General features: G+C 73.3%; 10 protein-coding genes. 7 read left to right on the forward strand and 3 right to left on the reverse strand.

Annotation, left to right across the window (positions count from 1 at the left end; all coding sequences use genetic code 11):
• On the forward strand, window positions 1–1134 hold the full coding sequence (locus tag IF651_RS11770) for an aspartate-semialdehyde dehydrogenase (RefSeq protein ID WP_191829315.1): 1134 nt from the start codon (window positions 1–3) through the stop codon (window positions 1132–1134).
• A gap of 90 nt (window positions 1135–1224) precedes the next feature.
• On the opposite strand, the gene IF651_RS11775 is transcribed toward IF651_RS11770, so the two are convergent.
• A complete protein-coding gene (locus IF651_RS11775; RefSeq protein ID WP_191829316.1) occupies window positions 1225–4566 on the reverse strand; it encodes an SNF2-related protein in 3342 nt (1113 codons plus the stop codon).
• Between the two features lie 139 nt (window positions 4567–4705).
• Here IF651_RS11775 and IF651_RS11780 point away from each other — a divergent pair, with 139 nt between their 5' ends.
• From IF651_RS11780 to IF651_RS11805, 6 genes are all read left to right on the forward strand, one after another.
• Window positions 4706–5092 (forward strand): GntR family transcriptional regulator, encoded by a 387-nt coding sequence (locus IF651_RS11780; RefSeq protein WP_191829317.1) that lies wholly within the window; start codon window positions 4706–4708, stop codon window positions 5090–5092.
• Window positions 5093–5097: 5 nt separating this feature from the next.
• Complete coding sequence (locus IF651_RS11785; RefSeq protein WP_191829318.1) at window positions 5098–6057, forward strand: ATP-binding cassette domain-containing protein; 960 nt, start codon at window positions 5098–5100, stop codon at window positions 6055–6057.
• Window positions 6054–6866 (forward strand): hypothetical protein, encoded by an 813-nt coding sequence (locus IF651_RS11790; RefSeq protein WP_191829319.1) that lies wholly within the window; start codon window positions 6054–6056, stop codon window positions 6864–6866. The genes IF651_RS11785 and IF651_RS11790 overlap by 4 nt, the downstream gene beginning before the upstream one ends.
• Before the next feature lie 92 nt (window positions 6867–6958).
• Window positions 6959–8002: an ABC transporter ATP-binding protein gene (locus tag IF651_RS11795; RefSeq protein WP_191829320.1), complete on the forward strand. Its 1044-nt coding sequence runs from the start codon at window positions 6959–6961 to the stop codon at window positions 8000–8002.
• Window positions 7999–8805 carry an ABC transporter permease gene (locus IF651_RS11800; RefSeq protein ID WP_191829321.1) on the forward strand — a complete coding sequence of 269 codons (807 nt, stop codon included), beginning with the start codon at window positions 7999–8001 and terminating at the stop codon, window positions 8803–8805. The genes IF651_RS11795 and IF651_RS11800 overlap by 4 nt, the downstream gene beginning before the upstream one ends.
• A gap of 44 nt (window positions 8806–8849) precedes the next feature.
• Window positions 8850–9584, forward strand: coding sequence for a glutamine amidotransferase (locus IF651_RS11805; RefSeq protein WP_191829322.1), 735 nt, complete (start codon window positions 8850–8852; stop codon window positions 9582–9584).
• A gap of 11 nt (window positions 9585–9595) precedes the next feature.
• Here IF651_RS11805 and IF651_RS11810 read toward each other — a convergent pair whose 3' ends face one another.
• Both IF651_RS11810 and IF651_RS11815 read right to left on the reverse strand, forming a co-directional pair.
• Window positions 9596–10504 carry a TSUP family transporter gene (locus IF651_RS11810; RefSeq protein ID WP_191829323.1) on the reverse strand — a complete coding sequence of 303 codons (909 nt, stop codon included), beginning with the start codon at window positions 10502–10504 and terminating at the stop codon, window positions 9596–9598.
• Window positions 10505–10668: 164 nt separating this feature from the next.
• Window positions 10669–11127, reverse strand: coding sequence for an RrF2 family transcriptional regulator (locus IF651_RS11815; protein ID WP_191829324.1), 459 nt, complete (start codon window positions 11125–11127; stop codon window positions 10669–10671).
• Window positions 11128–11197: the final 70 nt, after the last annotated feature.

Raw genomic sequence — 11197 nt, forward strand, 5'->3', positions numbered from 1 at the left:
ATGACCGAGAACACCGCTGCTGCGCCCTCCACCGGGCTGAACGTCGCCGTCGTCGGCGCGACCGGCCAGGTCGGCGCCGTCATGCGCCGCCTGCTCGACGAGCGCGGCCTCCCCGTCGCGAGCATCCGCTACTTCGCGTCCGCGCGGTCCGCCGGGTCGACGCTGCCGTGGCGCGGCACCGAGATCGTGGTCGAGGACGTCGCCGCGACGGCCACCGAGGACCTGCGCGGGATCGACGTCGCGCTGTTCTCCGCGGGCGGCGCGACCTCCCGGGCGCAGGCCGAGCGCTTCGCCGAGGCGGGCGCCGTCGTCATCGACAACTCGTCCGCGTGGCGCATGGACCCCGACGTGCCGCTCGTCGTGTCCGAGGTCAACCCGGGCGCGCTGCGCGAGGCGCGCAAGGGGATCGTTGCGAACCCGAACTGCACCACCATGGCCGCGATGCCGGTGCTCAAGCCGCTCGCCGACGAGGCGGGTCTCGAGCGTCTGGTCGTCGCGACCTACCAGGCCGTGTCCGGCTCGGGCCTCGCCGGGGCCGAGGAGCTGCGCGCCCAGGCCGTCGCGGGGGCCGCGGCGGACGGCGACGGCGCGGGGCTCACCGGCCTCGTCCACGACGGCGGTGCCGTCACCTTCCCCGCGGCCGAGAAGTTCCCGCGGACCATCGCGTTCAACGTCGTGCCCGTCGCGGGTTCGATCGTCGACGACGGGCTGGGGGAGACGGACGAGGAGAAGAAGCTGCGCAACGAGTCGCGCAAGATCCTCGACCTGCCCGGGCTCGCCGTGGCCGGGACGTGCGTGCGCGTGCCGGTGTTCACGGGGCACTCGCTCGTGATCCACGCCGAGTTCGGCGCGGCGCTGTCGCCCGAGCGGGCGCGCGAGCTGCTCGACGGCGCCCCCGGCGTCGCGCTCGCGGACGTGCCGAACCCCCTGGAGGCGGCGGGCAAGGACCCGTCGTTCGTCGGGCGGATCCGCACGGACCAGTCCGTCCCCGGCGGCCGCGGGCTCGCACTGTTCGTCTCGAACGACAACCTGCGCAAGGGCGCCGCGCTCAACGCGGTCCAGCTCGCAGAGCTGGTAGCGGCAGACCTGGCCACGATCCGCGCGGCGTACACCCCGGCAGAGGCGTCGGTCTAGACCACCCCCCAGCTGCCGAGCACGACCTGAGGGACGTTATCCGCGCGATAACGTCCCTCAGGTCGTGTTCGGCGGCTGGGGGTAGAGGCGTCAGGCTTCGAGCAGGGCGCGGATCTCGGTCGCCGTGAGGGCGCGCGAGAAGAGGTCCTCGTCGTCGCCGAGGATCGCGCCGATCATGCGGGCCTTGCGGTCCTTGAGCTCCATGACCTTCTCCTCGATGGTGCCCGACGCGACGAGCCGGAAGACCATGACGTTGCGCGTCTGGCCGATGCGGTGCGTGCGGTCGACGGCCTGCGCCTCGGTCGCGGGGTTCCACCACGGGTCCAGCAGGTACACGTAGTCGGCCTCGGTGAGGTTCAGCCCGAACCCGCCGGCCTTGAGGCTGATCAGGAACAGCGGGGCCGTGCCCTCGCGGAACCCCCGCACGACGTCGGCCCGCTCGCGCGTCGAGCCGTCCAGGTAGGCGAACTCGATCCCCTGCGCGCGGCACCGGTCGGCCACGAGGGCCAGATAGCTCGTGAACTGCGAGAACACCAGCGCGCGGTGGCCCTCCGCGACGACCTCGACGAGCTGCTCGAACAGCACGTCCAGCTTGCTCGACGGCACGCCCGCGTACGTCTCCTCGTCGACGAGCGTCGCGTCGAGCGCCATGCGCCGCAGCGTCGTCAGGGACCGGAAGATCGCGATGCGGTTGCTGTCGAAGTCGTCGAGCAGCCCCAGCACGCGGGTACGTTCGCGCTGCAGGCGGGCGTCGTAGGCGCGGCGGTGCTTCGGCGCGAGCTGGACGGACAGGACCTGCTCCTGGCGGTCGGGCAGCTCGGGCGCGACCTGCTCCTTGGTGCGCCGCAGCAGGAGCGGGCGGACCCGACGCCGCAGTCGGGCCACCCGGTCACGGGCCAGCGCGCGGACGTCGTCGTCGGCGGTCGGCCGGGACGCGGCCTCCACCGGCTTCGCGTAGTCCTCGCGGAAGCGCTGCAGCGACGGGTACAGCCCGGGCGCCACGACGGCGAGCAGCGCCCACAGCTCGGTGACGTTGTTCTCCATCGGCGTGCCCGTCACGGCGAGCTTGAACGGTGCGCGCAGCGCACGGGCGCAGGCGTTGCCACGGCTCGCGTGGTTCTTGACGAACTGCGCCTCGTCCAGGATCAGCCCGGCCCACTCGGTCGCGCCGAACTCCTCGACGTCGAGCCGGAAGATCGCGTACGACGTGACGACGAGGTCCGCCTCCGCGACCTCCTCGGCGAGCGGCGCGGCCGCCCGCGCGCGCGTCCTGGCCCGGACCCCCACGCGCAGCCCTGGCGCGAACCGCTCCGCCTCGGCGACCCAGCTGCCCACCACCGACGCCGGCGCCACCACGAGGAACGGCGCGCTCGTACCCCGCTCGCGCGCGTGCGCGACCAGCGCGAGGGTCTGCAGCGTCTTGCCGAGGCCCATGTCGTCGGCCAGGATGCCGCCCAGCCCGTGGTCGTAGCAGAACGCGAGCCACTCGAAGCCCTTCTGCTGGTACGGGCGCAGCTCGGCCTTCAGGCCCGACGGCGCGGGCAGCGTCTGAGGACGAGCGGGGGCGTCGCCGATGCTCTCGTTCCTGGCGAGCGCGAGGAGACCACCGACCGACTCGCGCCAGCGATCGGACTGGTCCACGACGTCGGCCAGGTCCTCCAGCTCGCCCCACAGGCTCGCCTGGTGCCGGCTGATCCGCGGTGTGCCCGGCCGGTCGCTCAGCCGAGCGGCCTCGTCGAGGAGCTCGCGGAGGCGGTCGAGGGAGGAGTGGTTCAGACGCAGCCACGAGCCGTCGCCGAGCAGGAGCCGGTCGTCTCGGGCGGTCAGAGCCTTGAGCAGGTTGGGCAGCGGGACCTGTCGGCCGTCGACGTCGACGCTGACGGCGAGGTCGAACCAGTCCGTCTCGGCGGTCTCCGTCGCGCCGAGGCGGACGGTCGGCGTGGCGCCCAGCTCGGTGTACTCGGGGACGTCGCCGGCGTCCACCCGGACGTGGTCCAGGCCGTCGAGCGCGGGGAGCAGCACGTCCGCGGCGTCCATCGCCTCGAGCCCGGTCAGCAGGTGCTGGTCCTGCGGGCGCAGGTGGGCGAGCACGGGCAGGGCGCGCAGGGCCGTGTCGACCTCGGCGAGGGTGCTTTCCTCGGCGGGCAGGTCGCGCAGGTCGACGTCGAGCGCTGTGGCCCGCACCGGGCGGGTCACCGGGCCACGCGGGGTGTCGTACTCCCAGCCCCAGGTCAGACGCAGCCGGGTGGGCGACTCGAAGTCCGCCCGCACGACCAGGGTCGGCACCGCCGGCTCGGGCAGCTCCACGATCCCGTCTGCGCTGAACATCTCGATCTGGCGCGCGAGGCGCGGATGGTAGTCCGCCCAGTACTGCTCGGCGTCCGCGGACGGGATCTCGATCGGGTCGCCGGTGAGCAGGTCCGCCGTCAGGTCGCCGACCGGGGCCGTGCTGGGCCCGAGGAGCAGCACGCGTTCCCCGGCACCGTCGTCGAGCGCGAAGAGCCCGCCGTCCCCGACCGTGCCACGGACCGTGCCGGCGGCCGGGACGCCGTCGAACTCCAGTCGTGGCGCGATCCGCAGCCCGTCGTCGGCGGTGCTCACGTCGAGAGCCGCGCGAGCCCCGGTCGCGACGCGGATGGTGTCCGTCTTGGTGCTGCCGACCAACGGGACGCCCAGCTCGACGGCGCGGGCCAGGTGCGGCCACAGCAGCCGCGGCGGGAACGCGGCGAGACTCTCCCAGGAGCTGGCGCCGTACAGGTACGGTCTCGTGCCGCGCATCCCGGCGAGCTCGAGCAGCCACTGGTGGGCCTGCGGCTCCCACGGGATGCCGCGGTGCCCGTAGCGGAGCGAGTCCCAGGTCAGCTGCCCGGCCGACCACGCGCCGTTGCGGCCCTGCGTGGCGGGGCGGACCGACACCGTGCGCGGCCCGGGTGCCGGTCGCCCGAACCGCCGTCGTTCCACGCCGTCGACCCGCAGCTGCAGGCCCAGCGGCGCCGTGACCCGCGGAGCCGGGGTCTGGGCGGCGGCCAGCGGCAGCCGGTCGAGCACACGCTGCCAGGTGGGGACGACGGCGGCCCGGCCGTCCCGACCCCGGGTGGCTGCCGGTGCCGCGCCGGGCAGCGCGCCGCCCGCGGCCAGCTCGGCGGCCTCCAGCAGCAGGGCGGCCGCGTGCTTGCAGGCGATGCCCACCGGGCACGTGCAGTCGGCGTCGTCGAGCTCGATCCCGCTCCCGGAACGCGCGAAGTACGCGGCGCACTCGTACACGTTGCGCCCGCTGCCGCGCACCGTCCCCTCGAGGCTGAGCTCCGTGGCGTCCCAGTTCACGTCCAGGACCCGGCCCTGCGCCTGGTAGGCCGAGCCACGCTGGAACGCGGCCTGCCCCACCAGCACAGCGACGTCGGAGTCGCTCGGGGCGACGAAGAGCACGGCCACCTGGCGATGATGTCACGCGCCGCCGACGACGCTGCCGTGCGATCAGAGGTACGTCAGAGGTTGCGCGATCGCAGAGACCTATGGTTCATTAGTCAAGTAATGAACCACAGAACACGTGAAACGCGAGAGGATGGGCGCCATGTTCGACGGACCTGAACCCATCTACCTGCAGATCGCCCAGATGATCCGGTCGCAGGTCCTCGCGGGTGAGACGGCGGAGGAGGAGCAGGTCATGTCGACGACGGAGCTCGCGACGACGTTCCGCATCAACCCGGCGACCGCGGCCAAGGCGTTCGCCCTCCTCGTCGACGAGGGCGTCCTGTACAAGCGGCGCGGCCTCGGCATGTTCGTGGCACCCGGGGCCCGCGAGCGACTGCTCGCGAGCCACCGCGACTCGTTCTTCGCCGAGGTCCTCGATCCGGCGCTCGGGCAGGCCGACCTGCTCGGCATCCCGACGTCCGCGATCGTCGACCACGTCCTTGGCCGCGCACACCCCGACCAACCCACGACCGACACCCCGAGGTGACCACCGTGAACGCCCGGACCGCCCCCTCCACGAGCGCGCCCCCGAGCCCCCCTGAGCCGTTCGGTGCCCAGCTGCGCGACGTCGTCGTGCGCTACGGCAGCGACGACGACGCCGCGCTCGACGGCGCGACCCTGACCATCCGCCCCGGCACCATCACCGGGCTGCTCGGCCGCAACGGCGCGGGCAAGACCACGCTCGCCGCGCTGCTCGCCGCGTTCCGCCGGCCGACGTCCGGCACGGTGCGTGTCGGTGCCGACGGCGAGCTCGAGGACCCGTTCGAGAACCCGTGGTCGACGACGCACGTCCAGCTGGTCCGCGAGAGCGGTGACGTGTGGGGCGACAGCAAGGCGAAGGACACGCTCGACTACTACGCCGCGCTGCGGCCGCACTGGGACGCGGACCTCGCCGCGCGTCTCCTCGACGAGTTCGAGATCTCGCCGCGCAAGCACCCGGACCAGATGTCGCGCGGCAAGCGGTCGGCGTTCGGCGCGGCGATCGGCCTCGCGTCGCGCGCGCCCCTGACGATCTTCGACGAGGTCTACCTCGGCATGGACGCACCGAGCCGGTACGCGTTCTACGACGCGCTCCTCGCCGACTACGCCGAGCACCCGCGCACGATCGTCCTCTCCAGCCACCTGATCGACGAGGTAGAGCGGCTCTTCGAGGACGTCGTCGTCATCGACCGGGGGAAGGTGCTGCTCGCCGAGCCCGCGGAGGACGTCCGCTCGCGCGGCGTGAGCCTCACCGGGCCGGCCGAGCTCGTCGAACGGTTCGTCGACGGGCGCGAGGTCCTCGCCCGGCAGCGCCTCGGGGGCACCGCTCAGGTCACGCTCTTCGGCGCGTTCGGCACCGACGAGCGCGCCGCCGCGACGGGCGCCGGTCTCGAGGTCGGCAGCGTGCCGGTGCAGGACCTGTTCGTCCACCTGACCCGACGACCCGGGTCCGACCGGGAGGAGGCACGATGAGCACCGAGACCCACCCGAGGCCGTCGGCCGAGCGTGCGGCGGAGCGTGCCGCCCTCGCGGCCGCGGCCCACCGTCGTGGTGTCCGCGCGGCGACCGAGTACGCGGTCGGCGTGACGTGGTACGTCGGCATCTGGTTCTGGGCCATCGCGATCGTCGTCGGCGCCACCATCCTCGTCGTCATGCAGCGCAACGGCGACGTGGACGTCGACGCGGTGAACAGCGTCATGGACTCGGCGCGGTTCTTCCTCTTCGTCCTGGGCATCGTGGTGCCGCTGTCGATGGTCGCGCTGCACGTCGCAGCGGGCGGCACGCGCCGCTCGTTCACGCACGGCCTGTGGCTCTCGGGCGTCGTCGTCGGCGTGTCCTACGGTCTCGCCGTGGCGGCCGTCGGCTGGTTCCAGTGGTGGCTCTTCACCCGCAACGGCTGGTCCGCGACCAGCGCCCAGCACCAGCTCTACGCGGACGGGTCCGAGGTCGGCCTCGTGCTCCTCGTCCAGTCGCTGCTCTGCGCGACGTACTTCCTCGCCGGCGTCGTGATCGCCCTCGGCTACTACCGCGCGGGCTTCTGGGGCGGCACGGCCCTCGTCCCGGTCGCTGTCGTCCCCGCCGCCCTCGCGGAGATCAGCCTCCAGTCGGGCTGGTTCGGCCGGGCGCTCGCCGACTGGGTCGGCCTCGCCGGTGCGCCCGTCTGGGCCGCGACGCTCGGAGGTCTCGCGGCCTTCACCCTCGCGGCGCTCCTCGTCCGCGCCGTCCTGCGGAACCTCGCCCTCCGTCCCGTCGAGTTCGCCGCGAGCGTCGCCCGGGGCTGACCCGGGACCCGTCCACCACAACGACCAGGCCGCATCCGGGCCCGACGGCGCATCGCCGTCGGGTGGGTGCCGCACACCCTGAAGGAGCCACCATGACCGCACCGCTCCCGGCGCCCGCGTCGGCCCTCTCCCCTTCGACCGGTGCCGCCGGACCGGTCGTCGAGGTCCGCAACCTGCGCAAGACCTACCCCGGCCCGAAGGGGTCGACGGCGCGCAAGGTCGCCGTCGAGGACGTGAGCCTCTCCGTCGCGCCCGGCGAGATCTTCGGCATCCTGGGCCCCAACGGCGCGGGCAAGACGACGACCGTCGAGTGCCTCGCAGGTCTGCGCGAGGCGGACGGCGGGTCCGTCCGTGTGCTGGGCGTCGACCCGCAGACCCGTCCGGAACGGGTCCGCGACGTCCTCGGCGTCCAGCTCCAGGAGTCGGCGCTGAACGAGAAGATCACGGTCGACGAGGCGATGAGTCTGTACGCCTCGTTCTACGACGCGCCGGCGGACGTCGAGGAGCTGCTGGTGATGCTCGACCTCGTCGAGCACCGCCGCGTCGCGTACGCGAAGCTGTCCGGTGGGCAGAAGCAGCGGCTGTCGATCGCGCTCGCGCTCGTCGGCGACCCACGCGTCGCGATCCTCGACGAGCTCACGACCGGCCTCGACCCGCAGGCGCGCCGGAACACGTGGGACCTGGTCGAGCGCGTGCGGGACCGCGGCGTGACGATCCTGCTCGTCACGCACTTCATGGACGAGGCCGAGCGCCTGTGCGACCGGCTCGTCGTGATCGACGCCGGTCGCGTCGTCGCGCAGGGGAGCCCGGCCGAGCTGATCGACGCGCTCGACGACACGCGCACGGTGCGCCTGCGCGTGCCCGCCGCTGACCGCGACCTGACGTGGCACACGCTCGCGGGGCTCGTCGACGTCGAGTCGATCGACGAGGTCGGTCGCGAGATCGAGGTCAGCGGGACGCGGCGGGTGCTCCCCGCCGTCGTGCTCGCCCTGGCCGAGCACGACGTCGTGCCCGACGACGTCCGCACCGTCCCCAGGTCCCTCGAGGACGTGTTCGTGGCCGTGACGGGCCGTACCTACGACCCCGCCGACGGCGCCAGCGCCGCCGTGGGCCCCGCTGAAGGAGCAGACCGATGACTGCCGCGACCCTTGCCCCGACCCTCCCCGCCGCCCGGTCGCACGGGTGGCGCGGGTTCCCCACGCTGCTCGCCACCGAGTCCCGCCTGTGGCTCCGCGAGCCCGGCACCGTGTTCTTCTCGCTCGCGTTCCCGACCGTGCTGCTGCTCGGCGTGACCTTCGCCATCCCGGGCATGCGGGAGCCCATCACGGGTACCGGGAGCGCGTGGGACGGTCGGTCCGCCATCGCGGCGTACGTGCCCGTCGTGCTCGCCGCCGCCGTCGCCACGCCCGCGCTCACCACCATGCCCGTGTCGTTCGCGGGGTTCCGGGAGAAGGGCCTGCTGCGCCGTCTGTCGACCACGCCCATGCGGCCCCAGGGCGTCGTCCTGGCGCACCTCGTGATCAACCTCGTCGCGATCGCCGCCGCGGCGGCCGTGGCGCTCGCGGTGGGTGCCCTCGTGCTCGGCTACCCCGCGCCGGAGCAGGTCGGGACGGTCGCGCTCGCGTTCGTGCTGACCGCGACGTCCATGATGTCGCTCGGGGTGGTGATCGCGTCGCGCACCTCCAGGGCGAGCACTGCGTCCGCGATCGGCTCGCTCGTCTACTTCCCGCTGTTGTTCCTGTCGGGGCTGTGGACACCCGGCCCGATGATGCCCGACGCCGTGCGTCAGGTCGGTCAGCTCACGCCGCTCGGTGCGGCCTCGCAGGCGATGACCGCGGGCTGGTTCGAGGACGGGTTCCCGGCGCTGCAGGTCGTGGTGATGGCGGTGTGGACCGCCGTGCTGCTGCCCCTGGGCGTGCGGCTCTTCCGCTGGAGCTGACGTCCTCGCGCGCGAGGCTGCGGGGCGCTCCGTACCCTGTCGGCATGAGGCCCTTCCTCCTGCTGGCCTCGCGCGCCGAGGACGTCGCGGCGGACGGCGAGCACGACGCCGTCCTGCGCTTCGCCGGGCTGCGGGCCGACCAGCTGCACCGGGTGCGTATGGAGGCGGGTCCGCTCCCAGCGATCGCACTCGACGACTACTCGGGCGTGATCGTCGGCGGGAGCCCGTTCGACTCGTCCAGGCCCGACGGCGAGAAGTCGGACGTCCAGCGCCGTGTGGAGCGCGAGCTCGCCCCGCTGCTCGACGAGATCGTGGACCGTGACTTCCCGTTCCTCGGCGCGTGCTATGGCGTCGGGACGCTCGGGCTGCACGAGGGTGCGGTCGTCGACGAGACGTTCGGCGAGGAGATCGGGGCCGTGACGATCCGCCTCACCGACGCCGGCCGCGCCGACCCGTTGCTCGCCGACGTCCCCGACGAGTTCGAGGCGTACGTCGGGCACAAGGAGGCGGTGACCCGGCTGCCGCCGCACGCGGTGCTGCTCGCGTCGTCGGACACGTGCCCGGTGCAGATGTTCCGGTTCAGGGAGAACCTCTACGCGACGCAGTTCCACCCCGAGCTCGACCTCGACGGGATCCTCACGCGCATCGGCGTCTACAAGGAGTACGGCTACTTCCCGCCGGAGACGGCGGCGGACGTCGAGACGCGTGTGCGCGGCCGAGACGTGCACGTCCCGCACACCATCCTGACAACGTTCGTCCGCCGCTACGCCCGAGCGTGACCGTGCGCCGGTCAGGCGGGGGTCGTGATCTCGGCCGGGGAGGTCGCAGCGGGGGTCGGTGTGCGGCGGTGGGCGCGCACCGACCAGGCGATCGCTGCCGCCCAGAGGATCGCGATCGCGCCGAGAGCGACGCCCTGGACCGTGGTGCTCGCGTCGATCCAGTCGGACCGCAGGAGCGTGCGCACGTTGGTCAGCACGATGACGCCGCCGACTGCCGACCCGAGGATGCGCGGCGGCAGGTGCCGTACGAGCCACGCGGCGATCGGGGCCGCGACGAGACCACCGACGAGAAGTGCGAGGACCCACCGCAGGTCGATGCCCTGCGAGCCGAGGGAGAACATGAAGCCGAGCGACGCGGCGATCGCGACGAGGAACTCGCTCGTGTCGATCGACCCGATGACCTTGCGCGGCTCGATCCGTCCCGACGCCAGCAGCGCGGGCGTCCCGACCGGCCCCCACCCGCCGCCACCGGTCGCGTCGACGAACCCGGCGACGAGACCGAGCGGCCCGAGGAACCGCTTGCGCAGCGGCAGCCCGAGCCGCCCCGTCGGCAGGCCGACGAACGTGAAGCGCGAGAGCACGTAGATCCCGAGGCCGAGCAGCAGCACCGACATGACGGGGGCCGCGAGGTCGGCGGCGAGGTTCGACAGGAACGTCGCCCCGACGAAGGCCCCGATCGCGCCCGGGACACCGATGCGCAGCACGACCTTCCAGTCGACGTTGCCGAACTTCCAGTGCGCCGCCCCGGACGCGAGCGTCGTGCCGATCTCCGCGAGGTGCACCGTGGCCGACGCCGCGGCCGGGTTGGTCCCGATCGCGAGCAGCAGCGTCGTCGACGTCACGCCGTAGGCCATGCCGAGGCTGCCGTCGACGAGCTGGGCGCCCAGGCCGACGAGGGCCAGGAGGATCAGTGTGCGCACCGCGGGCTCCTTCTCGTGCCGCCGGGACCTCCCCGACTCTCCCGACAAGGTTGACTGATCTTGTCGGGTATTACCAGAGGGCGATCACATCGTGGGCGCGTGTTAACGGGACGCCGCGGCCAGGAACCGGCGCTGCCCGGGCCGCGGCCCTCGGTGCCCGACCGTCAGGGGTTCTCCCAGGCGTCCGCGCGAGCGGCGAGAGCCCGTACCTGCGGGGGCAGGTCGTGCTGCACGACCTGCGCGATCGTCACGCGGTCCAGCACGTCGCGAACGCTCGTGCGCAGGGCCACCCACACGTCCAGCAGGCCCGCTGCCGAACCCTCGTAGGACAGGCTCGGCGGTCGCTCGTCGCGCACGGTGACGAGCGGGCCGTCCACGGCACGGAACACGTCCGCGAGCGTGATCTCCGCCGCGGGGCGCGCGAGCCGGTGCCCGCCCGACCGGCCGCGCACGCTCGCGACGAGCCCCGCCCGGCGCAGGTCGGCGAGGATCCGCTCGAGGAAGCTCACGGGCAGCCCCTGACCCGCGGCGAGGTCCTCGGCGCGCACGGGCTCGCCCTGCGGGGACGCCGCGAGCTCGACGCACGCCCGCACCGCATAGTCCGCCTTCGCCGAGACACGCATGCACCCATTGTGCCGCGGACCGGAACTCCACCCGCGGTGGCAGGTGGCCAGCGCGCCGGCAACCCGTACG

The sequence above is a fragment of the Cellulosimicrobium arenosum genome, assembly GCF_014837295.1.
In the GTDB taxonomy this organism is placed as follows: Bacteria; Actinomycetota; Actinomycetes; order Actinomycetales; family Cellulomonadaceae; genus Cellulosimicrobium; species Cellulosimicrobium arenosum.